The organism is Bacillus sp. ISL-78 (assembly GCF_018613455.1).
Taxonomy (GTDB): Bacteria; Bacillota; Bacilli; order Bacillales; family DSM-1321; genus Peribacillus; species Peribacillus frigoritolerans.
In genome coordinates this window covers 134,892-159,494 of the sequence record NZ_JAGGQC010000002.1, presented here as the reverse complement: position 1 = coordinate 159,494, position 24,603 = coordinate 134,892, and the positions used below count along the sequence as shown (strand labels likewise).

Sequence of the window (24,603 nt, the reverse complement as noted above, 5' to 3'; positions counted from 1 at the left end):
AAAAGGTTCTCGGATTTTAATCTGCGTTTATTTCCAACCATTTGTGAAATAATGAAAGTACTGTGAAAATCGAGAAATACATAGGAGGGTTTTGGATGCATAATCATGATATATTAATTCGATTAAGATATGCGCTGGATATTAAAAATAAAGATATGGTTGAGATATTTAAACTTGGGGAGATCGAAGTGACAATGGAAGAAGTCATGCAGATGCTCACAAAACCAAAAGATGATTATTATGAAGAATATGAAGAATATGATATGGATGAAGCTGATGATGGGGTAAACTGCAATAACTTGATGCTAGAGTCCTTTTTAAATGGTTTGATCATTTTTAAAAGAGGGAGACAAGAGCCAAAACCTGGTCAGCCTCAAAGTCAGGCACCGGCTGTAAAGCATAAGGAAAGTGTGAATAATATCCTTCTGAAGAAACTAAAAATAGCACTATCATTAACCAGTGAGGATATGATTGATATTTTGGAAGAAGCAGGAGTCATGATAACCAAAGGTGAATTAAGCGCTATATTAAGAAAAGTGGGTCATAGGAATTATAAAGAGTGCGGAGATCGATACGCCAGGAATTTCTTAAAAGGATTAACTTTGAGATATAGAGGATAACACTGTAACATGTCCATTATGAATCAGACCATGAAATCGTGAAAAATACTTTTTACGATTTCATGGTCTTTTTTTATGATGTTATTGAAGGGATAGAAAGTGCGAAATAGTAAAAAAACACAAGGGACCCTCAAGGCACCTTCTCAAACATTAGCCTCTTAAAAAGTCTGGTTTTGCGAAATTGGGGTTGGGATATTTATAGAAGCCTTCTCCCGCTTCTCTTCCGATTTTCCCTTTACGATATACTCTGTTTTCAATAAGTTAGCCAGCTTTTCAACTTCTGGATCACCTGTCGCTTTCGCTTTTGCAAGTGAAATATTATAAGCGGTATTGATTCCCACCACATCTAAAATGGCGAAGGTCCAAGAGGTGCTCCTGTTCTTAAGTTCAATGGCTGGGATCATAACGACACCATACGGCGGTCCGTATGCAGCAACCAAACATGCCATCGAGGGAATGGCATTAACCTTAAAGGCTGATCTGGAGGAGTTTGGGGGCAGGTTGCGACCATCAATCCGGGTGCCTACAATACCGGTTTTAACGACAGGGCAGCTGAGGAAAAATGGAAATGGTACGTGGAGAAAAGAATTTTACAAGAGCAGAGGCTATGAAAAAGCAAGAAAAGGGATTAAAAAACCAATTCGATCCGAAAAGTATGATAGAAAAGATGATCGAAATCATCCGGTTGACCACTATGAATTCCGTACTATCCATCCCGAGAAAATGGAAAGATGAAGGAGACCGAAAAGGACCGGTGGGACATCGAAGTCTGATTTATGGAGCATTATTGTCATAGGATTAGTGAAGTAGAGGAGTAATTTTGTTAGTTGTGCATGGATTGTGGACAAGGAAGAGAAATAGGGAAAATCCTTATTCTTAGCCCCTTTATCCCTTTTATTTGCATGACTTTTTTGTTTTTTGTACATGAGATTCAATTCAATATCCGAGCTGATCAGCAGCTCATTTTTTATTGTTGTAATGGACTTAAGCGTACATAAGTACAATGTAAAACAGACAAAAAAGAGGATAATTAATCCCCTTGCTGACTATGGACAAATTGGAAGAACTCGGGTTTGCCTGCAGTTTTTATCTTTTAAAAAACAATCCAATTGATTGGAGCGGGTGTTCGGGACTCCTGCTTAAAAAAGCATGTCCAAGGGAGACCCCTCAGGCGCAAAGACCGTCCGAGGAAAGCGATTGCCTGGGAGGTAATAAGCCCCAAAAACAATTCATGATTAGAAATGAACCATTCTGAACTTCCTTTTGTCAACAAACTGAAAGAGGATATTCCCCTTGGTTTACTTGTCTTCATTTGATTGTTCATCAGGTTTTTGGACGATTTCTTTTAATTCCCCAATGTCACCTTTTGCATTGATAATTTCAAAAATCTCATTTAGGCCTTCTGAAGTTTTTTCATCTTCCGTTTTCACTATACCCCTCCTTAATTAGGTTAATGGTTAAGGTCTCCAAAAAACCAGTAGATATAACATCGGTTGCCTTGGAAAATTGATGAAATTCTCTTCGTATTTTCATTGATTTAAACGCATTTTAGGCGGATGTTGATTGTAAGAACTGCAAAAATTCAAATTTTTTTGTCCACACAATATGGACAACATTAAAATTATCCATTATTATGATTGTTATAACACTTAGTATAAAGGGATTTACACTAATTCTCTGTGTGTTTCTGGGGAAGACGCGTGTATTTTTGGAAAAAAGGGAAAAAATACAATATTTTTAAAATAGGTGTAAAACATATAAAAATCCTGCATGTATTCCAACCATCAATGAGGGGGTATATTAGATGTCAAGTGAAATATTAAATGAATTTTTGAAAGAAAATTTGGAAGATTTAAAAGAAAAGGGACTTTACAACGTTATTGATCCAGTGGAAGGTGCTAATGGTCCGGTTATCACGATTGCGGGCAGGGAGCTAATTAATTTATCATCCAATAATTATTTAGGTTTAGCAACAGATAGGCGATTAATAGAGGCTTGCATCGAAGCGACGAAAACATATGGTGTCGGTGCAGGTGCCGTTCGTACGATCAACGGAACGTTAGATATTCATGTCAAATTGGAAGAAAAGCTCGCCGAGTTTAAACATACAGAAGCAGCCATTGCTTATCAATCTGGATTTAACTGTAATATGGCAGCGATTTCAGGAGTGATGGATAAAAATGATGCCATTCTTTCAGATGAACTGAATCACGCTTCAATCATTGATGGATGCCGACTATCCAAGGCGAAAATCATTCCCTTTATCCATTCCGACATGGACGATTTACGGACAAAAGCACGTCAAGCAAAGGAGTCCGGATTGTATAACAAGATCATGCTCATTACCGACGGAGTGTTCTCGATGGATGGGGATATAGCCAAACTTCCTGAAATTGTGAAGATTGCCGAAGAGTTCGACTTAATTACGTATGTTGATGATGCACATGGTTCGGGTGTATTAGGTAATGGTGCAGGAACGGTTAAGCATTTTGGGTTATCGGATAAAGTGGATTTCCAAATTGGAACATTATCCAAAGCCATTGGTGTTGTTGGGGGCTATGTAGCAGGAAAGAAAGATTTGATTGATTGGTTAAAGGTGAGAAGCCGTCCATTTTTATTTTCAACGGCTGCCACACCGGGAGCAGTTGCAGCTAGCATAGAAGCCATAAATATTTTGATGAATAGCTCAGAACTTCAAAATAAGCTTTGGGAAAATAGCGATTACTTGAAAAAAGGCCTAAAAGAATTAGGGTTTGAAATCGGGGAGAGCGAAACACCGATTACGCCTTGCATTATAGGTGATGAAGCAAAAACGCAGCAATTCAGCAAGAGGCTGAATGAAGAAGGTGTGTATGCTAAATCCATCGTGTTCCCTACCGTTCCAAAAGGTACAGGAAGAGTGAGGAATATGCCTACTGCGGCTCATACAAAAGAGATGTTGGATAGCGCATTGGCCATTTATGAAAAAGTAGGAAAAGAGATGTCGATCATATAAGTAGATTGCTTGTTTCAGAGTTTAAAACATGGGGAGGGATTTTTGATGAAAAAGGTCTTGGTAACGGGAGCTTTAGGTCAAATTGGTTCAGAACTGACGCTAAAAATGAGAGAGGTTTATGGAGCTGATAATATCATTGCGACAGATATCCGAAAAACGGACAGCGATGTTGCTCAATCAGGTCCATTTGAAGTTTTGGATGTTACGGATGAAAAAGCGATGTTTAACATGGCAAAAAAACATGAAGTGGATACGATTATACATTTGGCCGCTTTACTGTCGGCAACAGCTGAAAAGAAGCCGCTGTTAGCTTGGCATTTAAACATGGGCGGGTTGGTCAATGCTTTGGAAACGGCACGGGAACTAGATTGCCAATTATTTACACCTAGTTCCATTGGTGCGTTTGGTCCAACCACTCCTAAAGATTGGACACCGCAAGACATCATTCAACGGCCGAATACGATGTACGGCGTGAATAAAGTATCCGGAGAGTTATTATGTGATTATTATCATCATAAATTTGGGGTTGATACGAGGGGGCTTCGATTCCCGGGACTGATTTCGTATGTCACGCCTCCTGGTGGCGGAACTACCGACTATGCAGTTGAAATTTACTATGAAGCGATTAAAAACAAGCGTTATACTTCTTACATTGATAAGGGAACGTATATGGACATGATGTATATGCCGGACGCTTTAGCTGCCATCATTGCTTTAATGGAGGCAGATGCTTCAAAATTGAAACATCGGAATTCTTTCAATGTTTCTGCCATGAGCTTTGATCCGGAGCAAATTGCAGCCGAAATTAAAAAGCATATACCGGAATTTGTCATGAATTATGAAGTCGATCCTGTAAGACAATCCATTGCAGACAGTTGGCCAAATACAATTGATTCAACATGTGCAAAGGAAGAGTGGGGATTCAAGGCGGAATATGATTTGGAGAAAATGACCAATGATATGTTGTTAAAGTTGAGATTAAAGTCCCTTTTGGTAACAGCGTAATAAAACCTGCCAGCCGAATAAAAGAGTTGCAAAACTCTTTTATTCGAGTTATTTTATACAGGGGAATTTTTACGTTTAAGGGGTGAACTTGTTATAACCGGTAAAAAGTAAGCGCTTTCTATGGCACCTCGGACAGAATAAAGAATTAACATGAAAATGGATAGTAATCTTTCTAACTGTCAGGAATGCTTAAAAGTGAAGAGTGATTTTATGAGGCGGCTTTAAGAAGGATTAAATAAAGTGGTGCCTGCTATATCATTTCTATACTAAATAGGGAGTGTAAAAAGCATCTTGCATAAAATTTCGACTATTAGTAGTGTAGGGGGAAATGGAATGGCAAACAAAGATTTGAATAGGGACTTGAAAGGCCGTCATATTCAGATGATCGCTTTGGGCGGAACGATTGGTGTCGGTTTATTTATGGGTTCAGCCAGCACGATTCAATGGACAGGTCCGTCTGTAATGTTAGCTTATGCGATCTCTGGTTTATTTATATTCTTGATCATGCGCGCAATGGGGGAAATGCTGTACTTAGAGCCAAGTACAGGTTCATTTGCAACATTTGGTTATAAGTACATTCATCCATTGGCAGGGTATTTGACAGCTTGGAGTAACTGGTTCCAGTGGGTTATCGTCGGGATGGCAGAAATTATTGCAGTGGGGACGTACATGCAGTATTGGTACCCTGATCTCCCTGCTTGGATTCCAGGTTTAATTGCAATGGTGATTCTTGGAGCAGCGAACTTAATTTCCGTTAAGTCCTTTGGGGAAATTGAATTTTGGTTTGCACTGATTAAAATCGTAACGATTATTTTAATGATCGTTGCAGGTTTAGGACTGATTTTCTTTGGGATCGGTAACGGTGGGGAAGCCTTAGGGTTATCGAATCTTTGGGAACATGGCGGTTTATTTACAGGCGGCTGGAAGGGCTTCTTCTTTGCTCTCTCACTGGTGGTTGCCGCTTATCAAGGTGTAGAATTAATCGGGATTACGGCTGGTGAAGCAAAAGATCCGCAAAAAACGATAACCAAAGCGATTCAAAGTACCATTTGGCGTATTTTAATCTTCTATATCGGTGCGATCTTCATTATTGTAACCGTTTACCCTTGGGATCAATTAAGTTCGATTGGCAGTCCATTTGTTGCGACCTTTGCGAAGGTTGGTATCACTGCAGCAGCTGGAATCATTAATTTTGTCGTAATCACGGCTGCAATGTCTGGCTGCAATAGTGGTATTTACAGTGCAGGACGCATGCTTTACACATTAGGGATGAATGGACAAGCGCCAAAGTTCTTTGCAAAAGTATCTAATAGCGGTGTCCCTTTATTCGGTACGTTCGGAGTGATCGTCGGTTTGGCGATTGGAGTTGTTTTAAGTTATATTGCACCAGAAAATTTATTTGTGCATGTATACAGTGCGAGTGTACTTCCTGGGATGATTCCATGGTTTGTCATTCTGATCAGTCAAATTAAATTCAGGAAGGTCAAAAAAGCTGAAATGCACAATCATCCATTCAAGATGCCGTTTGCACCTGTTACAAACTACCTGACCATCGCTTTCTTGATCATGGTATTGGTCGGTATGTGGTTTAATGATGACACACGTATATCTCTTATGGTTGGAATAGGTTTTCTGGCTATCGTAGCAATCAGTTATTTCGCTTTTGGAATAGACAAGCGTGTACAAGCAAATGCTCAAATAGAGGCTAAGAAGGAGGACAAAGTGGGTTAATCCATCATTCACTTTGCGTTTTGCAAAGGGTTGCTGCGGCAGCCCTTTTCCAATGAAATTAATGATAAAATGGATTAAAATGATTGCTTCATTGTGAAGGGTGAACTTTTTATGTTTGGACTTAAAAGCCAGAAGAAAAGGAGAAATTGACAATGACCACTTCAAAGCAGAATTTGAGGACTTGCGAAAAGGGACACAAATACCATAAATCCAGCGACTGTCCGACCTGCCCTGTATGTGAGCAGGAACGAAAACCTGATACAGGATTCCTTTCAGTGCTCTCGGCACCTGCCAGACGTGCATTGGAAAGCAATGGGGTAACCTCTTTACAACAGCTATCAGCATATAGTGAAAAAGAGATTTTGAAATTCCACGGTATGGGACCAGCTTCTTTACCGAAACTTAGGGAAGCTTTGGAGACAGGTGGGTTATCATTCAAAGCTTAATCAATTTAGTGAATTAGGGATCAGGAACATCTTTTTTATGGACATCATCCTTGTTAAACTGATAGTAACTCTAAAAAGTGAGGTAACGAAAAATCATGAGTTCCTATACTCCCTATTTTGAATTCAATCGAAAAAAGTGGGCATCTTTGCGAAACCATACCCCTCTTCCTTTAACTGAAAAAGAATTGGATAAATTAAAAGGAATAAATGAAGAAATATCCATTCAGGAAGTGGAAGAGGTTTATTTGCCCTTGACTCGTTTGATCAATTTACATGTTGAGGCATCTCAGCAGCTTAACACAGCCACTTCTTCATTTCTAAAAACTGATGCTAAAAAAGTACCTTATATCATTGGGATTGCAGGGAGTGTTGCTGTAGGAAAGAGTACGACTGCAAGGTTGCTTCAGACTTTATTATCCAGATGGGATAATCACAGAAACGTAGGTCTTGTCACTACCGACGGTTTTTTGTACCCAAATGATCTATTAGAAGATAAAGGATTGATGAAAAGAAAAGGGTTTCCTGAAAGTTATGATACCCAAAAGTTAATCAATCTTATCGGAGATGTAAAAGCGGGAAAAAATAAAGTGGAAGTTCCAATCTACTCACATTTGAAGTATGACATTTTGCCAAATGAAGTGCAGACGATCTGTAATCCGGATATTTTAATAGTGGAAGGTGTTAATGTTCTTCAAGTTGACAAGGAAAATCAAGTATTCGTCAGTGACTTTTTTGATTTCTCACTCTATGTAGATGCAGATGTTAACGACATAGAGCGATGGTATGTCGAAAGGTTCCTTTTACTTCAAAAGACTGCATTTCAAAGTCCCGAATCCTATTTCCATCGTTATATTGACTTTTCTAAAGAACAGGCCATAAAAAAAGCGACTCAAATTTGGGAAGAAATTAATTTGAAAAATCTACATGAAAATATAATGCCGACAAAAGGACGGGCAAAACTCATCTTGAAAAAAGGGCCGGAACATAAAGTTGAAAATATCTTTTTGCGAAAATAAGAGAAATAATGTTTTTTTGTAATAGCAATAAGTTGAGAAATTATATTAATGAGGGACTATGAGATAAGTCTTAAAATTAAGAATATTATCGGTGACATTACCTTATATTGGTTTAGTTTTCAGTAATTATTGGTATTGTTATAATATCTAATAATTGGGTGGAATTTATGATACTAGTTAAAAAGTTAAGAGTTTAGCAATTTCAGGAAGGCCTTTGTTTTTTAGGGAAATGGTTACAGAAAGTTCTAATTTTCCTTCTGTTTTTGTCAATAAATGTGTATTTTCCTGGTTTTTTCGAATCTGTCAATATTATTTCACTAACAGTTTCTTCCTTCAATGTTGGGAAGTTGCTGAGGAAATCTTTGAATGTGACTATCGGGGCGGATAAGTTTAAGCTAATTTCTTTTCAAAATCAACATTTTAACAAAAAAAGTAATAGTAGAATATTTTAATCTATGAAATAATAATAATAGATTATGATATAGTTATAAGGAGACAGAAAAGGTGTGTTCCTAGTTCGTGCCGGGCTTTTTTTGACACCTAAGCAGGAGCGCCTACATCTTTTTTGCAAATATAGGGGATAAGGAAGGTTATAATGAGCAACATACAGAAACAAACAGACGTTATCTTAATTGGCGGCGGAGTCATGAGCGCGACTTTGGGATCATTACTGAAAGAGTTAGCACCGGAATGGGAAATCAAAGTATTTGAGAAGCTTGCAAACGCAGGAGAAGAAAGCTCTAACGAATGGAATAATGCGGGTACGGGACATTCTGCGCTGTGCGAGCTTAACTATACATCCGAAAAAGCTGACGGATCTATAGATATTAGCAAAGCAATTAAAATAAATGAACAGTTCCAAGTTTCATTGCAGTTTTGGTCGTATCTTGTAAACTGTAAGCTGATTGATAATCCGCAAGACTTTATCATGCCATTGCCTCATATGAGTATGGTGCAAGGGGATAACAATGTAGCGTTCTTAAAGAAACGTTTTGAAGCGCTGTCCAAAAATCCTCTGTTCCAAGGTATGGAGTATTCCGATGACCCAGCAAAACTGATGGAATGGATTCCACTTATTATGCAAGACCGTCCATCGAATGAATCTATAGCGGCAACAAAAATTGATTACGGTACAGACGTTAACTTCGGTGCTCTGACACGCATGTTGTTTGACCACTTAAAGGCTCAAAACGTCGATATCAAATATAAACATAGTGTTGATAATGTTAAACGTGCCAGTGATGGCTCATGGGAATTAAAAGTGCGTAATGTCGATACCGGTAGCGTAGAACGTCATAATGCTAAATTCGTCTTTATCGGAGGCGGGGGCGGAAGCTTGCATTTACTGCAAAAATCCGGCATTCCTGAAGGGAAACATATCGGAGGATTCCCGGTAAGTGGATACTTCATGGTATGTAATAATCCGGAAGTTGTTGCACAGCATCATGGGAAAGTATACGGAAAAGCTAAAGTTGGTGCACCACCAATGTCTGTTCCGCATCTTGATACACGTTTTATCGACAATAAAAAATCGTTGCTATTTGGACCATTTGCGGGCTTCTCACCGAAGTTCTTAAAAACAGGTTCAATGTTCGATTTAATAACTTCCGTAAAACCGAATAATGTCTTAACTATGTTGGCGGCAGGTGCAAAAGAGATGCCATTGACAAAATACTTGATCCAGCAAGTTATGTTATCGAAAGAACAGCGCATGGAAGAGCTACGGGAGTTCATCCCGAACGCTAAGAGCGAGGATTGGGATTTAGTAGTAGCAGGCCAACGTGTTCAAGTTATCAAAGATACTGTTGAAGGCGGCAAAGGTACACTTCAATTTGGTACGGAAGTTGTAAGTGCATCCGATGGCTCTATTGCAGCATTGCTAGGTGCTTCACCAGGGGCTTCTACTGCTGTTCACGTTATGCTTGAGGTAATTAATAAATGCTTCCCGCAACGCATGAAAGAGTGGGAACCGAAAATTAAAGAAATGATTCCTTCTTATGGGGAGTCACTAATGGAAAATACAGAGCTTTTGCACGAAATTCAAACTTCAACATCAGAGACGCTTGGTCTGAGCAAAAAAAAAGAGCTAGTTTATAGTTAATTTTTGGATATCGAAGCATCATTGAAATTAAAAACAACAGAACCTTTAATCGATCTTTGATTGAAGGTTCTTTTTTTGTTTTAAAGCTTATTCAATTAAGGATGCATATTTGCAGGCAAACTTGTCGACCAGTAATAATTACTGGTTGGCCTTTTTTTTGATAGAAGCAGACATGGTAGGACTCACAGTTGCGCGGGACATTTGAAGCAGGGAGAGTGGAGGCGGAAAAACATTTCCTATATTCTAGTTTAAAAGCATCCAAAAAGTTAATTGATTTAGTTTTTTCCCTATCCAACTAATGGGGTATCTCCTATTAGGGATGACTAAAGGACCCTGGTGAATACCACCCTCCAAGGGTATTGTTCTAGAGGTATTGATGACATGAACGGCTACTTTTATCGAGAAGGATCCCATAGCCTTTTTGTGTTTTCCATCACATGAACAATATTAGGAAAAACATCCATAAAAATTATTTAAAGAAAATATTATTTATTCTAAAAATTCATATTATAATACTTTATACTTATGCTATATTATAGGGAGAATTATTTATTATCACGTATAATTTAAGAATTGGAGTGATTTGAATGAAGAAACTTGGTTTATTGAGTATGTTTTTGATTTTAACTATCTTTATCTCGGCTTGTGGAACCAATGAAGGGAAAAATGCAGGTGAGGAAAAGAAACCTGAAAAGGTATATAAAGTTGGTGTGGATACGACTTATCCTCCTTTTGAATTTAAAGAGGGGAACGACTATAAAGGTATAGATATCGAATTGATCAATGCAATCGCGAAAGACCAGGATTTCAAAATCAAATTGTCTCCAATGGATTTCGGTGGAATCATTCCGGCTATGCAAGCCAATCAGCTTGATGTGGCCATTGCGGGAATGAGCATTACAGAGGAAAGAAAAAAGGTAGTGGATTTCTCAACACCGTATTTTGATGCAGGGTTAACAATAGTTGTTAAGAAAGATAATACAAGCACTAAAACCGTTAAGGACCTTAAAGGAAAAACCATAGCAGTGAAAAAAGGAACGACAGGTGCTAAATATGCACAGGATAATGCTACGAAACTAGGAATCAAAGTTGTTCAATTCAATGATAGTCCGGCAATGTTCCAGGAAGTGGCCAACGGTAATGCGGATGCACTTATAGAAGATTATCCTGTCATCTCATATGCAATCGCCCAAAAAGACCTTGGATTGAAAATCGTAGGTGAACGTTTGAATGGTGACCAATATGGAATTGCTGTATTGAAAGGGCAAAACGAGGATTTATTGAAAAAAATAAATGATGGTCTTGCCAATCTTAAAAAAGACGGCAAGTACGATGAAATTATAAAAACGTATCTTGGTGAATAAGGTTAATAAACAATGGATTAAAGCTCATTAGGCGCGCTTATGGCGCGCTTTCTTTTTCAAAGGGGTGAAAGAAATGGATATAATTGTTGCGGCGTTGCCACTTTTATTAAAAGGACTTCAGGTCACACTTTATATCTTTGTGATTGCCATTATCCTAGGTTTTTTGATAGGTTTACTTGTCGCATTGCTGCGACTTGCCCCCATCAAAATCTTGAATTGGATTGCAAAGGTTTATGTGGATGCGATACGAGGGACACCTTTCATCGTTCAGTTATTTTTTATCTATTTTGGTGTGAATTCACTGAATTTGGTTTCTTTGGACAGTACAACAGCTGGAATAATTACCGTTGCAATCAATGCAGGGGCATATTTTGCTGAAATAATAAGGGCAGGGATACAATCCATCGAAAAAGGGCAAACGGAGGCGGCAAGATCCATCGGGTTCACTGGAGCTCAAACAATGAGATATGTCGTGCTTCCGCAAGCCTTTAGAAGGATGCTCCCGACCATTACGAATCAATCGATCATCAGCTTGAAGGACACTTCTCTATTATCCGTCATTGGTATAGCCGATTTAACCCAGCAAGGTCAGATTCAAGCTTCGGCAACCTTTGAAGCATTCAAAGTTTGGTTGGCCGTGGGTGTAATTTACTTTATCATCATCTATTTGTTAACCCTAATTGCTAATTTCATAGAAAGGAGGGTACAAGTTCGATGAGCATCATTACAGTAAAAAACCTGAGAAAATCATTTGGAACTATCGAGGTTTTAAAAGATATAAATGCAGAAGTGCAGGAAAAGGAAGTAATTTGCGTAATAGGCCCTTCTGGATCTGGAAAGAGTACATTCCTGCGTTGCCTGAACCTCCTTGAGGAAGTTACGGGCGGCGAGGTGGTCATTAACGGACACGATATTACCGATCCTAAAAGGAAAATCAATATAAACAAAGTCCGGCAAGAAGTTGGAATGGTTTTTCAACATTTCAATCTATTTCCTCATAAGACCGTTTTGGAGAACATAACCTTGGGCCCCATTAAAATTCGTGCCACCGATAAAGCGGAAGCAGGAAGATTAGCGCTTGAGTTATTGGATAAGGTTGGTTTAAAGGAAAAAGCAAATAGCTATCCAGGGGAACTTTCCGGCGGACAAAAACAGCGGGTCGCCATCGCAAGGGCATTGGCGATGAATCCGAAGATCATGCTATTTGATGAACCTACTTCTGCCCTTGACCCTGAAATGGTCGGCGATGTTTTGGAGGTAATGAAACAACTGGCTAAAGAAGGCATGACAATGGTCGTTGTTACGCATGAAATGGGCTTTGCCCGGGAAGTCGGGGACCGGGTGATATTCATGGATGGAGGATATATCGTGGAAGAAAATGAGCCGAATGAATTATTCGGTAACCCTCAGCACGAAAGAACCAAAGCATTCTTGAGCAAAGTGCTTTAACGGGATGTTTTTAAGATCGTAAATCATGAATGAAGGTTGTGCATGAAGTGTGGACAAAGGAATGCGGGGAACCCAAACGCATGAGCCTTTCCCTCATCTTTGTGCATAACTTTTTTTGTTTTTAGAGCAGGAATCGGTCAGGCGATGGCTTCAATTGGCAATCGTCAAAAAAAGAAAAACCTATGCATTCAACACATGCATAGGTTTCTTCTTTATTTACTTGGCACCGTAACTAATCAAGTTCGTCATGATTCGATATCCGCCTGGAACCTGGCCTTGAATTTGCCTGTATAGCACAAGGTTGGTGTAGAGGTAGGTGCCATTACCGTATTTAGCCATAAGGATACCGCCATCAAATGGTTCTTCATTAGGATCAGCCATGGAAATGAATGTTTCAAACCGTTCATCCCATTTCATTGGGAAATACAATCCTCTTTCTTGGACCCAATTGCTCCAGTCATCATTTGTTATTTTATTTGGATAGTTAAAAAGCGCCGATTCTGGTTTCGACACGTTTACTGTGGCTTTTTCATCGGTTACCCGCCAGCGAATCGAAGGATTCCCAAGGGTAAGAGGATAGGGAGCCGTCTTCAGGGCATCCCATCCATCACCCGGTTTATGGTATTGAACGACGAGATGGCCGCCGTTTTCCACATATTCAAGTAAGCGCGCGTTATTTGCCTTTAAATCTTCCCTCGATAGATAGGCACGGATGCCTGTAACGATCGTGTCATATTGACTTAAATCACCTTCTGCTAAATCAGCTGCAGTTAACTTCGTAATGTTCAGCCCTGCATTGCTTAAGTAATCTGCCACTTTATCGAATCCGCTTTCAATGTACCCCACTTTTAATGAAGCTGGCTTCAATAGCTCAAACGCAACGGTATTGATAGCTGCTGGGTATTGGTAATAGAATGTTCCGATATGGTCATAGGAAATTTCCTGAATGGTCGAATCAAAGGTTTTCCCATTGACAGTAGCAGCTGCCTTCACCTGATATTCCCCATTTTGTACTGCCTTCGGTGGTCTGAGGGTGAACTTCACTTGTTTTTCTTCTGATTTTTCTTTAAATGATACATTGGCATTTTTCGGATGAACTCCCCAATTTTCAGGGACTTTTAAAGCGACCTTTGCCGATGCTTTTCCTTCTGTATAGTTTTTCAGGGTCACCGTCACTGGGACTTCCTCTTTTACATCTGCCGTATTTACGACGATATCTTCAGGAGATAGGGTAAGGCCAATGTCGGGAAGGACAGCGATCGTTCCATCCACTTCCTCCAGGATGGAAGTTTTTGTGCTGCCGGATTTATAAGAAATGCTGGTCGTAATGGTTGATTCATCATAGGCGTGGAAGTAGGATGCATCTTCAGGGACTTCAACCAGATAGGTCATTGTCGCTGATTTATTTGGAGCCAGATTGACATCTTTAGATTTTGTTTTTGTCTTCCATCCTTTAGGCACGTTCAATGCAGCAGCGACTTTTTTCAATGTTTGTTTTCCGTTATTCTTCATGGTTACGGTTACGTACGTATTTTGACCTTTCGTAAGAATCTTTGAAGCTGCCTTAGCTTGAACTTCGAGTCCTGAGGAGACATAACTGACGTTTTGTAATTGCTCTTCTTTTAATGAGAGCTTATGAAGCAAGTCATTTTTGATGGCAGGGCTTAGCTTTGCCTTTTTGACTTGCGCAGTAATTGACCGAACATTGGAGAGAGCATTTTGGGATATTGAAAAAACACGTTTTTCATTTGGATAAGCCGCAATAACAGCGTCCAAATTCCGTTGCAAGTATTTAAATTCACCTATTAATTTTGAAGCTGAGCGGGGGAGTTTTTCAGCCCATTCAGTAAAATTGTAAGGTATACCTGCAAAAAGGTCCGAATCGCTTTTTGTATCAACCGCGCTTTGCTTCAAATCCAGATGGATCTGGCGAGGTGCTGCCGGGATATCAGAACCCATGCCTTGGCTTTTATGCAGATAGCGGGATTGTTCTCCAAGCTGTGGGTAAGTCATATTGTATATTGGGTCATATTTACCGATTTCAATCGAAGTGGTTGCTTGATCTGCCGAGGAAACGGGCAAATATAACTTTTTCACTTGCCATACCGATAGACCTTGTTTCAATTGTTGTGGAAAAACAGTCGGGTCGGCGGCATCCTTAAAGGCACGTTCACTTAAGATTGTCATTGTTCGATGATGTCCATGCTGGGTATCATCATTTTGAAAGGATGGCATCAATATATCTGGCTGATACTTCCGAATAAAGCGGATAAGCCGTTCATATGTGAGTTCCTCTCCCCATTTTTGTAATGTTTCCTCGGGTGTTTTAGAGAAACCGAAATCATAAATGGGATCAGAGGTAGTTTCACTTAGGTGATAGGCTTTAACCTCGGTGATTTTTGCAGCTTCTATCATTTCCCTCGAACGGATGATTCCAAGAGCGTTGTCCAGTTCATCCCCAATTTCATTTTGTCCTCCCTCACCACGGTTTGCAATCAGGCTGGATGTTTTCACCCCTAACCCTCTCGATAGATAAGCGAGAAAGTCACTGCGTTCATCATCGGGATGGGCACCGCTGTTCAAGAATGTCACAGTCGTTTCGAGCGGCTTGACCGCATTCCATAATTCGACGTTGGTTTCATCAGGATTTGCAGCGCTGACTCCAAGCGGCAATGATGCAAGAACCAACAAAAGGGAAAGCAACGATAACAAAGCTTTTTTCATTCTTCTTTAAACCCCCTTCAACTTTTATAAAAAAAAGTAGGTTAGTAATGTTTTCTAACTAACCAGACAAAAAAACCTATCTAATAAATAGCACTAATGGTTATAAATGTAAATAATTCGAAGTAACTATTAAAAATTGTACATTTGAAATGTTCAGAAAAACATCTTGTGCACTGAAATTATTTAAGTTATATTTTTACTTAATTAGGAAGATTTACTAACTAAATGATGTAAGGCCGTGATGTGATGAGTTTTAAAAGAACACCCAGTCATCAAAAATATGTAAATAAAAAAAGAATCATTCAATGCATCCAAGAATGTTCACCCATTTCAAGAGCTGAAATCGCCGTTAAGCTTCAGCTAAGCAAACCAACTGTTTCTCAGGCTGTGGATGAACTTATACAGGAGAAATGGGTATTCGAAAAAGGAATAGGAGTATCCTCAGCTCAAGGCGGGAGGAGGCCCATCCAGCTCTTTTTTAATGAAAAGGCTGCCTATATCATCGGTGTCGATATAGGTGGGACGAAAGTGAAAATCGTTTTAAGTGATTTAAGCGGCAACATCCTTGCTGACACTAGTTTTTCAACAAACACTTATTTACATTCAGGGCTTCTTAAACAAATGGCGATTGAAACGGAGCGGTTAATTGCAAAGAATCAGATTGCGAAGGAAAGGATATTGGGGATGGGAGTCGGGATCCCTGGCATTACGCAAACGGCAAGCGGATTAGTAATAGAGGCACCGAGTTTAGGCTGGGTACAATATCCATTTATAGCAGAAGCGAAGCGTTATTTTGATTTCCCCATCTTTCTGGACAATGATGTAAATGCGGCTGCACTAGGTGAACAGTGGCTGGGTAATGCACAAAATAAGCGGAATTTACTGTTCATTGCGGTTGGCACGGGAATCGGAAGCGGCATCATCTTGAATAACCAGTTATACAGAGGAGCTTCCAGTGCCGCTGGGGAAATGGGATATATGGTGACGGACAAAGAGGATATAAAACGTGAATTCAAGCCGATTTTCCATAGATACGGCTATTTGGAAAGTGTCGCAGGAGGCAAGTCGATTGGCGGTCATTTCACCAGGGAGGTCCTCAAGGATCCTCACCATTTTTTATTCGAACGGGCCAAATCTTCCGAACTATCGGGGGAAGATGCTTTTTTGGCAGCAAAAAAAGGAGACACTGCAGCTATGGCCATCATAAATGAAGCCATCGAACATTTAGCCTGCGGAATTGTCAATGCGGCTAGTTTGCTAAATCCGGAAGTGATCATTTTAGGAGGTGGTGTATTAAATTCTGCTGAATACATTTTACCTAGAATTCGGGAGGTCGTTGATCGATATCTTCCAAGTTTAGTAGAAATGAAAACTTCACAACTTGGAGAAAACGCAGGGGTGCTTGGAGCGGTTTCCCTATTTTTAAGGGAACATGATGGGATTTTGAATTTTCGTGATGAGGGGGAATATTAATGAAAAATAGGAAAAAGTCGCTTGTTTCCGTACTGACCTTATCGGCAGCACTATTAATTTCGGGATGTAACGGTACAGATACGAAAACGAATTCGGCTGCTGGCGAAAAGGGTGAGCTGGAAGATAAAATCGTTGTTTATTCACCGCATGGCAAAGATATTTTATCAAAATTCGAAAAGCAGTTCGAAGATAAGTATGGGATTGATGTTGAGTGGCTTGATATGGGGTCTCAGGAAATCCTTGACCGTGTCCGTTCAGAGAAAAGTAATCCGCAGGCAGACGTTTGGTGGGGTGCACCTTCCACGAACTTCAATCAAGCAAAGGATGATGAGCTGCTGGCCGCTTATAAGCCTAGCTATTCCGATAATCTCGATGAAGGATTCCGCGATCCGGATTGGTATTGGACAGGAACGAGCCAGACACCGGAAGTCATCATGTATAACAGCAAAGAATTATCAAAAGACGAGGTACCGAAAGATTGGGATGAGCTGCTTGATCCGAAATGGAAAGACGAAATCATCATCCGCTATCCGTTAGCCTCAGGAACGATGAGGACAATTTTTTCTGCGATGATCTATCGTACGTATAAGGATACAAATGATCCAAAAGAAGGGTATGACTGGTTAAAGAAGCTCGATCAAAACACGAAGGAATATTCAGCGAATCCTGAAATGATGTATAACAAGGTAGCCAAAGGAGAGGGCTCACTTTCCGTTTGGGCAATGCCGGATGTCGTCATGCTGAAAGAAAATAAAAATTATCCATTTGAGTTCGTTATTCCGAAGAGCGGAACGCCAGTATTGACAGAAGGTATCGCCATCGTTGAAGGCGCCAAACATCCAAAAGCGGCTGAAGCCTTTTATGAGTTCGTGAATACACCAGAAGCCGCAAAAACTTTGGCAGAAGAATTTTACAGGATTCCGACCAGAAGTGATGTGAAGGGTTTACCTGAATGGATCACGGAAACGGAAATTAAAGCGATGGATATTGATTGGAATGCATTCCAGGAAAAAGGTGACGAGTGGATGAAATACTGGGACGAAAATATTAAAAGTGGAGATAAAGAAATTAAAGAATAAGGAAGTGTCTTTGGGATGGCGTCCATAAAAATAGAGAATGTCCAAAAAGCCTTCGGGAAAACGAAAGCTGTTGACCAGTTAAATCTGGACATCAAAGAAGGTGAGTTTTTTACCTTTCTTGGTCCAAGCGGCTGCGGTAAAACGACAACACTTCGGATGATTGCCGGTTTTTATTATCCAACTAAAGGTGTCGTCCGATTTGGCGACAAAGATATGACGCGTGTACCTCCGGAGAAAAGAAATACAGGCATGGTTTTTCAAAACTATGCCCTCTTTCCCCATATGACTGTTTTTGAAAATGTAGCGTTTGGTTTGCGTGTGAGAAAGGTTTCTTCTGCTGACTTAAAGAAGAGAGTGCTGGATGCCCTCCAAAAGGTCAGGCTGGAGAGCTACTCGGATCGTCAAGTGAGCCAGTTAAGCGGAGGACAGCAGCAGCGGGTGGCCCTTGCGAGAGCACTGGTCATTGAACCGGAAATATTACTGCTGGATGAACCATTAAGTAATCTGGATGCCAAGCTTCGTGATGAAATGAGAGTGGAAATCTTAAGGCTGCAGCGTGATTATAAGATTACCACCATTTATGTTACACATGATCAGGCTGAGGCTTTATCCATGAGTGATCGAATCGCCGTGTTCAATCATGGTGTATGTCACCAGGTCGGGACGCCAACAGAAATTTATAATCGGCCGGCCAATGATTTTGTGGCGAGTTTTATAGGTGAGATTAATCTTTTACCCGTTCAAGTTGAAAAAGTTCAACAAGATAATATAGAGGTTGCCCTTAAGAATAATGAAAAACCGATTAAATTAAAGGTGGAAAATCAAGCTAGGGACGGAATTTCAATCATACAGAGTGGTGCTGACCTTGCTGTTTCGATTCGTCCTGAAGCAATCAGGATTCTGGATGTGATCGAAGAAGGCATGAATATCTTTAAAGGTAAAATAAATTCCGTCCAATTCCTTGGATCTGTTGTGAATGTCATGGTGGATGTTCAAGACGTGTCACTAAGGGTCGACGTATTTAACACCCATGATTTCGGATACTTTTATCAAGGAAAGGAAGTGAATGTCCAGCTTCCCGAGAAACAGCTGCGTCTTATCCCTGTCATAAGCGGTGATGCGCCATGATTAAAAATCGTGATACGAGATTGACGGTTTGGCTCCTTATACCAGTTGTATTGGTGCTCATAGCATATGTACTCTACCCGTCATTGAGGACCTTTATTGAAAGTCTGCAAAAAGAAGGAACGATATCCCTTGGAAATTATCAGGACTTCTTCGTACAGGAATCGAAAACGAACTTAGAGGCTCTTTGGAATTCTGTATATATATCCTTATTGAGTGTATTGGTCAGTGCCTTGATTGGCATTCCGCTCGCATTCATTTTTAACCGTTACGATTTTCCTGGCAGAAGCTTCTTTTCATCAGCAGCGATTTTGCCGATTGTCCTTCCATCATTGGTAGGGGTCATGGCCTTTATGTTTTTATATGGAGAATCGGGATTGATTCCAAATGCCATCAAGGACCTGTTTGGTCTCGATAAGGTTCCATTCAAGATTGGCGGGGTATCGGGAATTCTTATCGTGCATGCCTATACGATGTATGTTTATTTTTATATGACCGTATCCGCAGCAATCAATAAAATAGATCCATCACTTGAAGAAGCCGCTTATAACTTAGGCGCAAATAAATTAAAGGTTTTTTGGAGGGTGACATTTCCATTATTGACACCTGCCATCGTTGCCGCCTCTTTACTTGTTTTCATGATATCGATGGCTTCTTTCAGTGCCCCGTTTTTATTAGCTGGCGGATACAGGGTGTTGAGCCTGCAAATTTATTTTTCGAAAATCAATGGTGATATGGAAATTGCCGCGACTCAATCGGTCATTCTATCCATCGTTTCAATTTCATTTCTATTATTCATGCGTTGGTATCAGAATAGGAAAGATTATCGAATGGTCTCGAAAGGGATTGGGGCACACAGGAGTGAAGTGAAGAACCCAGTTATGAAATGGGTGATGGTTGTAACGGGGGTCATCGGCGTAATGATTCTGCTTTTACCGCATTTTACGATTCTTTTGCTTTCACTTGTGCCGGATGGAACCTGGACATTTCAAACGTATCCCACAGTATTTAATGTGGAAAATTACAGGCTTTTGTTTGAAGACCCTAATATCTTCAAACCGTTACGAAATAGTTTACTGATGGCGGTTATTGCAACGTTGGCAAATCTGGTGTTTGGCGTCATAGCGTCCTACGTGCTTGTCAAACGGAAATTCGTCGGGAAAAGCTTTGTCGATATTCTAGTCATGATTCCTTGGGCGTTGCCTGCAACGGTCATAGGGATGAACTTGATATTTGCATTCAATGAACCTAGCGTTTTTTCTTTCGGTCAAATTTTGGTAGGAACATTTTGGATTTTGCCGCTAGCCTATTTCATCAGGCATATTCCACTCGTTGTCCGGTCGACTAATGCCGTTCTGGAGCAGCTGGATGATTCAATTGAGGAAGCAGCCAGAAACTTGGGGGCTAAGTGGTTTTATACCTTCAGAAGGGTCATATTTCCGATTATTATGCCTGGTGTTTTATCAGGGACATTATTGGCATTTATCGAATCTGTGGGGGAATTCCCGACCTCGGTCCTGTTGTACACGATTTCAAACAGGCCCATATCCATTGAAATCATGAATCAGCTTAGGATGTTCAATATGGGGCAGGCAGCCGCATATGGGATGATTCAAATCACGCTGATTGTAATCGTTCTCTTTATTTCGAACAAGTTTTTTGGAATCAAAGCGGAAAAAGCTTTATAAATCGGAGGTTCAAAGATGAGCAGGCTTGAAGAATTTATAAAAAATGAAGGTAGTGTCTTTCCAGGAAAAACCTATGCTAGAGAGCTTTTGATGCCTGTTTTTAATGATCAAAGAGATTACTTATTTGATGCAATGTTCGATATTCATCGGGCACATGTCATCATGCTTTCGGAACAAAAGATCATTAAAGATGAAGAGGCGAAAACCATGCTTGATGGGATTCGGAAAGTGGCCCAAACAGATCTCGTGCAGTTGACCTATCAGTCCCAATTCGAGGACTTATTCTTCATGATGGAGGCTAAGATCGGTGAGGAAATCGGCCATGAACTTGCAGGGAAGATTCATATCGGCCGCAGTCGTAATGATATGGGAGTTGCGATGTACCGGCTTGTTTTGAGAGGTCATCTGCTCCAATTGATTGGCTATGCTAACCAATTGAGTGAAGCATTCTTGGTGCAGGCTGAAAAACATAAAGAAACCTATATTACAGGTTATACGCATACCCAACCGGCTCAGCCGACTACAATAGGACATTACTTTTTAGCCATTTATGATGTGCTTCAAAGGGATATTGGCCGGTTATGGGCAGCCTATGAAACGGTTAACCAATCCCCTTTGGGTGCAGCCGCGTTAACGACCACCGGTTTTCCAATCAGTCGGAACCGAACGGCTGAACTGCTTGGGTTTGATTCGGTGATTGAAAATTCCTATGACTCGATAGGCGGGGCAGATTATTTATTGGAAACCGCAACTGCCATCATGACGTGTATGGTCAATACTGGAAGGTGGATTCAAGATTTCCTGCAGCATGTGACAAGAGAGTTTGGTACATTTCACGTGGCGGACCCTTATGTTCAAGTGAGCAGTATCATGCCGCAAAAAAGGAATCCGGTCTCCATCGAACATTCCCGTTCGATTGCAAGCAGTGCGTTTGGTGATGCACTTGCTGCAATGAATATGATTCACAATACACCATTTGGTGATATCGTCGATACCGAAGATGATTTACAGCCGCATTTATATCGGGCTTTTTCGAATGCAGGCCGTGTCATGAAACTAATGTATGCCGTCATATCGACTTTGAAAGTAAATGAAGAACATACAAAGAAAATGGCCGCAAAATCCAGTATAACGATTACTGAATTAGCAGATACCCTATCAAGAGATTACGACATATCCTTTAGAAAAGCCCATTCCATAGCCAGTCATATTGCTAAAAAGTCGATTAGTGAAGGGAAAGAGCTATATGATTGGGACACACAAGAAATCAACAAGATCATCAATGAATTCGTTTCAGTGAACATAGCAGAAGATGAATGGAAAAAAATAATCTCTCCCGAATATTTTGTGGAAATCAGAACCATTCAAGGCGGACCATCCCCGAAAGAGGTTACGAGAATGATTGTAAATAGAAAACAAAAACTGGAACAAGATTTGCAGGAATATAAGGAAGTGGTCAAAGAATTGAATGATGGCAGGAAGGCTTTAGTGGATTACTGAAGGTACGAGGTAAATGAGTTTTAACGTGCATGAAATTCACGAGTATTTGCTCCAAAGTCACGAGTAAAAGCCGGACATTCTGAAGAGAGTATTTTTTGTTGGCTCGGAGGCAATACGATGCATTTTATCCGTTAATTCATGATATATAGTCATTCTTTATTAGGGTGGCTATTTATTTTGGATGCTTATCAATGACAATGAATGTAGATTATTTCCAAAAACGATGCTGTTATTTGTAAAATATACAATATGAGGCGGAATGTCAATGTCAAATAGATCTCAGTTCGGTGTTATCCTGATCTTAATAGCTTTCATAATATCGATTGCTTTTAGTTTGAATCCGGAAGCCTTATTAAGAGGCGGATATGATTTAGCTATTGATGGTCTTGTAGTATCCAGGACCTTGATGATTATTTTTTCGTTGTATTTATTAGTTAAAATAGGGGATTTGTTTATAAACAGAAAAGATTAATAGTCTAAAATGAGGTTCCTATAAACAATATTGAAAAAAAACACTAAAATTGGATGCCGATAATAAGGAAGGCTCAGTCTTTTGACTGAGCCTCCAATGTTTATTGATCCATAACCAGTTTCAAATTGCTTCATATATCGTTAACGGATTTAGGTTCCAACTGAACCGCGTGCTTTCTGAAAGCAAGACTTACAGTGATCATCACAATGAAATTGACTGCCAATGCGATGATTCCCACATTCAAATCTTTCGCTGCTTGCGGCAAGGATGGAAACAGGGTCCCTATTGTCGATTGACTGAGTGTAATGCAGATTACGATGGCCAATCCTGTTATGATGCCGGCGATAGCGCCAAATTTATTGATCGGATTATTCCCTTTCAGACTAAAGAGAAGGGACGGGAAGAGCTGTGTGATGAGACTGTATCCCATAAGAATTAATGCCGACATCGTTTCGCCGCCGTTTAAGGTGAAGTAGACGGCTATAAGGGCAATGACTGGAACAAGGAACTTTGCCAATCGTACAATGTGGCGATCGGATACGGCAGGTGCAAATTCCTTATAAACGTTTTTCGCGAGCAGTGTAGCGACGCTCATCAAAAGCATGGATCCCGGCACCAATGCGGTCAACAATCCAGCGCCGCCGATTATGCCTATAAACCATGGATCAAAGGTCTCGATCGAAAGGCGCAGCAATGAGAGGTCTGCATCTGCCCCAACGAGTCCGGGGACTTTCAATATAGCTGTAAACCCAACGAAAAAGACGAATAACAGCATGAGTGTATATAAAGGGCTGATGATGGCGTTTTTTCGAAATACCTTGCCGTTGCGTGCCGAATAAACAGCGCTGAAAACTTGTGGCCACATATAGAAACCGAATACGAGCAATATTACTGTGGAGATGAACCATGATACGCTAAGTCCCTGATCAGGGAACTTTAGAAAACCAGGCTTGGCCGCATCAACCGCTTCAAACATCGGCTGAAATCCGCCAAAGTAATGGATTGGCAGATAAATCCCCAAAAATCCTATTATGGCGACCATCATGATATCTTTAATGACCGCGGTCCAAACTGAACCGTGGATACCGGAGATCATCACATAAATGGTAAGGCTGATCGCCCCCATCCAAACTGCCTCAGACATTGAGATGGCACCATAAGATGCTTCTGAGACAATGATTCCCAATCCTTTCAGCTGCACGACGATCACTGGAATCATCGACACCACACCGACAAGCGCAGCCAAAATTCCTAAACTGGGACTCTTATACTTGCTTACAAAGAAATCGGATTGAGACATCAGTTTATTTTCTTTGGCATATCTCCATATTTCCGGCAGGAGCCAATAGGATAATACGTAAGACAAAGTAATGTAAATTAGAACATATAGAGCGGGGGCGCCCTTGCCATAAGCCCAGCCGCTGCCGCCAAGGAAGGAGAAGGTCGTATAGATTTCCCCAGCCATCAGCAGAAAGACGAATATCGCACCAAAACCGCGTCCGCCCACCGTCCATTGTTCCAAGTCCATATCTTTTCCTTTTGAAGAGCGTATTCCTAAAAATATCGATAGAAGTAAAAATGCTAAAATGATTAAGATAGCGATATTCATTCCTGATCACCTTCCCGATTCCTGGGATCCAGCTTATACATGATGCCGAGTATGGCAGAGGTAAGGACCACCCACATAGCCATCCAGAACATATTGAAAGGCATCCCTAATACATATGGTTCTATTTTATTAACAAAAGGTAGAAATCCCAGTATGCCTATAAAAGGAACTAGTGTAAGAATATATATAATCTTCATTAAACAACC

General features: G+C 40.4%; 21 protein-coding genes and 1 pseudogene. 17 read left to right on the top strand and 5 right to left on the bottom strand.

Annotated elements, in window-relative coordinates; genetic code table 11:
- Positions 1-95 precede the first annotated feature (95 nt).
- On the top strand, positions 96-620 hold the full coding sequence (locus J7I96_RS01140) for a YehS family protein (protein ID WP_214773655.1): 525 nt from the start codon (positions 96-98) through the stop codon (positions 618-620).
- A 150-nt stretch (positions 621-770) separates the two neighbouring features.
- Here the strand turns inward: J7I96_RS01140 and J7I96_RS01135 are convergent.
- Positions 771-999, bottom strand: a pseudogene (locus J7I96_RS01135) (3-hydroxyacyl-CoA dehydrogenase family protein); the annotation flags it as partial.
- Between the two features lie 11 nt (positions 1,000-1,010).
- Here J7I96_RS01135 and J7I96_RS28570 point away from each other — a divergent pair.
- Complete coding sequence (locus tag J7I96_RS28570; RefSeq protein WP_214773654.1) at positions 1,011-1,355, top strand: Rossmann-fold NAD(P)-binding domain-containing protein; 345 nt, start codon at positions 1,011-1,013, stop codon at positions 1,353-1,355.
- A gap of 563 nt (positions 1,356-1,918) precedes the next feature.
- On the opposite strand, the gene J7I96_RS28320 is transcribed toward J7I96_RS28570, so the two are convergent.
- Positions 1,919-2,050: a hypothetical protein gene (locus J7I96_RS28320; protein WP_311315197.1), complete on the bottom strand. Its 132-nt coding sequence runs from the start codon at positions 2,048-2,050 to the stop codon at positions 1,919-1,921.
- 374 nt (positions 2,051-2,424) lie between these two features.
- Here J7I96_RS28320 and J7I96_RS01125 point away from each other — a divergent pair, with 374 nt between their 5' ends.
- The 9 genes from J7I96_RS01125 to J7I96_RS01085 all read left to right on the top strand — a co-directional run bounded on the left by J7I96_RS01125 (position 2,425) and on the right by J7I96_RS01085 (position 12,727).
- The gene (locus tag J7I96_RS01125) at positions 2,425-3,615 is read left to right on the top strand and encodes a glycine C-acetyltransferase (RefSeq protein ID WP_214773652.1); all 1,191 of its coding nucleotides are present in this window, start codon (positions 2,425-2,427) and stop codon (positions 3,613-3,615) included.
- A 45-nt stretch (positions 3,616-3,660) separates the two neighbouring features.
- Entirely contained in the window at positions 3,661-4,620 is a 960-nt protein-coding gene (locus J7I96_RS01120; RefSeq protein ID WP_053533708.1) for an L-threonine 3-dehydrogenase, read from the top strand.
- 333 nt (positions 4,621-4,953) lie between these two features.
- On the top strand, positions 4,954-6,351 hold the full coding sequence (locus J7I96_RS01115; RefSeq protein WP_214773651.1) for an amino acid permease: 1,398 nt from the start codon (positions 4,954-4,956) through the stop codon (positions 6,349-6,351).
- Positions 6,352-6,503: 152 nt separating this feature from the next.
- Entirely contained in the window at positions 6,504-6,797 is a 294-nt protein-coding gene (locus J7I96_RS01110) for an RNA polymerase alpha subunit C-terminal domain-containing protein (RefSeq protein ID WP_214773650.1), read from the top strand.
- Positions 6,798-6,892: 95 nt separating this feature from the next.
- Positions 6,893-7,813, top strand: a complete 921-nt coding sequence (gene coaA / locus J7I96_RS01105) for a type I pantothenate kinase (protein ID WP_214923208.1) — start codon at positions 6,893-6,895, stop codon at positions 7,811-7,813.
- Positions 7,814-8,408: 595 nt separating this feature from the next.
- A complete protein-coding gene (locus tag J7I96_RS01100) occupies positions 8,409-9,914 on the top strand; it encodes a malate:quinone oxidoreductase (RefSeq protein WP_214773648.1) in 1,506 nt (501 codons plus the stop codon).
- A 587-nt stretch (positions 9,915-10,501) separates the two neighbouring features.
- Positions 10,502-11,278, top strand: a complete 777-nt coding sequence (locus tag J7I96_RS01095; protein ID WP_214773647.1) for a transporter substrate-binding domain-containing protein — start codon at positions 10,502-10,504, stop codon at positions 11,276-11,278.
- 73 nt (positions 11,279-11,351) lie between these two features.
- Positions 11,352-11,996: an amino acid ABC transporter permease gene (locus J7I96_RS01090; protein ID WP_214773646.1), complete on the top strand. Its 645-nt coding sequence runs from the start codon at positions 11,352-11,354 to the stop codon at positions 11,994-11,996.
- Entirely contained in the window at positions 11,993-12,727 is a 735-nt protein-coding gene (locus J7I96_RS01085; RefSeq protein ID WP_251025402.1) for an amino acid ABC transporter ATP-binding protein, read from the top strand. The genes J7I96_RS01090 and J7I96_RS01085 overlap by 4 nt, the downstream gene beginning before the upstream one ends.
- A 216-nt stretch (positions 12,728-12,943) precedes the next feature.
- On the opposite strand, the gene J7I96_RS01080 is transcribed toward J7I96_RS01085, so the two are convergent.
- Entirely contained in the window at positions 12,944-15,451 is a 2,508-nt protein-coding gene (locus J7I96_RS01080) for an NEW3 domain-containing protein (RefSeq protein WP_214773645.1), read from the bottom strand.
- A 246-nt stretch (positions 15,452-15,697) separates the two neighbouring features.
- Between J7I96_RS01080 and J7I96_RS01075 the strand changes: the two genes are divergently transcribed.
- From J7I96_RS01075 to J7I96_RS01050, 6 genes are all read left to right on the top strand, one after another.
- Positions 15,698-16,924, top strand: coding sequence for an ROK family transcriptional regulator (locus tag J7I96_RS01075; protein ID WP_096338930.1), 1,227 nt, complete (start codon positions 15,698-15,700; stop codon positions 16,922-16,924).
- Positions 16,924-18,003, top strand: coding sequence for an extracellular solute-binding protein (locus J7I96_RS01070; protein ID WP_214773644.1), 1,080 nt, complete (start codon positions 16,924-16,926; stop codon positions 18,001-18,003). Before J7I96_RS01075 ends, J7I96_RS01070 begins: the two co-directional genes overlap by 1 nt.
- 15 nt (positions 18,004-18,018) lie before the next feature.
- Entirely contained in the window at positions 18,019-19,131 is a 1,113-nt protein-coding gene (locus J7I96_RS01065; RefSeq protein ID WP_214773643.1) for an ABC transporter ATP-binding protein, read from the top strand.
- Positions 19,128-20,816, top strand: a complete 1,689-nt coding sequence (locus J7I96_RS01060) for an ABC transporter permease (protein WP_214773642.1) — start codon at positions 19,128-19,130, stop codon at positions 20,814-20,816. Before J7I96_RS01065 ends, J7I96_RS01060 begins: the two co-directional genes overlap by 4 nt.
- Positions 20,817-20,831: 15 nt before the next feature.
- Entirely contained in the window at positions 20,832-22,316 is a 1,485-nt protein-coding gene (gene argH, locus J7I96_RS01055; RefSeq protein WP_214773641.1) for an argininosuccinate lyase, read from the top strand.
- A gap of 265 nt (positions 22,317-22,581) precedes the next feature.
- Positions 22,582-22,788: a hypothetical protein gene (locus tag J7I96_RS01050; RefSeq protein WP_251029067.1), complete on the top strand. Its 207-nt coding sequence runs from the start codon at positions 22,582-22,584 to the stop codon at positions 22,786-22,788.
- A 130-nt stretch (positions 22,789-22,918) separates the two neighbouring features.
- Here J7I96_RS01050 and J7I96_RS01045 read toward each other — a convergent pair whose 3' ends face one another.
- Both J7I96_RS01045 and J7I96_RS01040 read right to left on the bottom strand, forming a co-directional pair.
- The gene (locus J7I96_RS01045) at positions 22,919-24,397 is read right to left on the bottom strand and encodes a sodium:solute symporter family protein (RefSeq protein WP_214773639.1); all 1,479 of its coding nucleotides are present in this window, start codon (positions 24,395-24,397) and stop codon (positions 22,919-22,921) included.
- Positions 24,394-24,594: a DUF3311 domain-containing protein gene (locus J7I96_RS01040; protein WP_048685209.1), complete on the bottom strand. Its 201-nt coding sequence runs from the start codon at positions 24,592-24,594 to the stop codon at positions 24,394-24,396. The genes J7I96_RS01045 and J7I96_RS01040 overlap by 4 nt, the downstream gene beginning before the upstream one ends.
- Positions 24,595-24,603 lie beyond the last annotated feature (9 nt).

What these genes read in the sequence shown, in the direction of transcription:
- J7I96_RS01140 (WP_214773655.1), top strand. Translation starts at nt 96, where the DNA reads ATGCATAATCATGATATATTAATTCGATTAAGATATGCGCTGGATATT.
- J7I96_RS28570 (WP_214773654.1), top strand. Translation starts at nt 1,011, where the DNA reads ATGGCTGGGATCATAACGACACCATACGGCGGTCCGTATGCAGCAACC.
- J7I96_RS01125 (WP_214773652.1), top strand. Translation starts at nt 2,425, where the DNA reads ATGTCAAGTGAAATATTAAATGAATTTTTGAAAGAAAATTTGGAAGAT.
- J7I96_RS01120 (WP_053533708.1), top strand. Translation starts at nt 3,661, where the DNA reads ATGAAAAAGGTCTTGGTAACGGGAGCTTTAGGTCAAATTGGTTCAGAA.
- J7I96_RS01115 (WP_214773651.1), top strand. Translation starts at nt 4,954, where the DNA reads ATGGCAAACAAAGATTTGAATAGGGACTTGAAAGGCCGTCATATTCAG.
- J7I96_RS01110 (WP_214773650.1), top strand. Translation starts at nt 6,504, where the DNA reads ATGACCACTTCAAAGCAGAATTTGAGGACTTGCGAAAAGGGACACAAA.
- coaA (WP_214923208.1), top strand. Translation starts at nt 6,893, where the DNA reads ATGAGTTCCTATACTCCCTATTTTGAATTCAATCGAAAAAAGTGGGCA.
- J7I96_RS01100 (WP_214773648.1), top strand. Translation starts at nt 8,409, where the DNA reads ATGAGCAACATACAGAAACAAACAGACGTTATCTTAATTGGCGGCGGA.
- J7I96_RS01095 (WP_214773647.1), top strand. Translation starts at nt 10,502, where the DNA reads ATGAAGAAACTTGGTTTATTGAGTATGTTTTTGATTTTAACTATCTTT.
- J7I96_RS01090 (WP_214773646.1), top strand. Translation starts at nt 11,352, where the DNA reads ATGGATATAATTGTTGCGGCGTTGCCACTTTTATTAAAAGGACTTCAG.
- J7I96_RS01085 (WP_251025402.1), top strand. Translation starts at nt 11,993, where the DNA reads ATGAGCATCATTACAGTAAAAAACCTGAGAAAATCATTTGGAACTATC.
- J7I96_RS01080 (WP_214773645.1), bottom strand. Translation starts at nt 15,451, where the DNA reads ATGAAAAAAGCTTTGTTATCGTTGCTTTCCCTTTTGTTGGTTCTTGCA.
- J7I96_RS01075 (WP_096338930.1), top strand. Translation starts at nt 15,698, where the DNA reads ATGAGTTTTAAAAGAACACCCAGTCATCAAAAATATGTAAATAAAAAA.
- J7I96_RS01070 (WP_214773644.1), top strand. Translation starts at nt 16,924, where the DNA reads ATGAAAAATAGGAAAAAGTCGCTTGTTTCCGTACTGACCTTATCGGCA.
- J7I96_RS01065 (WP_214773643.1), top strand. Translation starts at nt 18,019, where the DNA reads ATGGCGTCCATAAAAATAGAGAATGTCCAAAAAGCCTTCGGGAAAACG.
- J7I96_RS01060 (WP_214773642.1), top strand. Translation starts at nt 19,128, where the DNA reads ATGATTAAAAATCGTGATACGAGATTGACGGTTTGGCTCCTTATACCA.
- argH (WP_214773641.1), top strand. Translation starts at nt 20,832, where the DNA reads ATGAGCAGGCTTGAAGAATTTATAAAAAATGAAGGTAGTGTCTTTCCA.
- J7I96_RS01050 (WP_251029067.1), top strand. Translation starts at nt 22,582, where the DNA reads ATGTCAAATAGATCTCAGTTCGGTGTTATCCTGATCTTAATAGCTTTC.
- J7I96_RS01045 (WP_214773639.1), bottom strand. Translation starts at nt 24,397, where the DNA reads ATGAATATCGCTATCTTAATCATTTTAGCATTTTTACTTCTATCGATA.
- J7I96_RS01040 (WP_048685209.1), bottom strand. Translation starts at nt 24,594, where the DNA reads ATGAAGATTATATATATTCTTACACTAGTTCCTTTTATAGGCATACTG.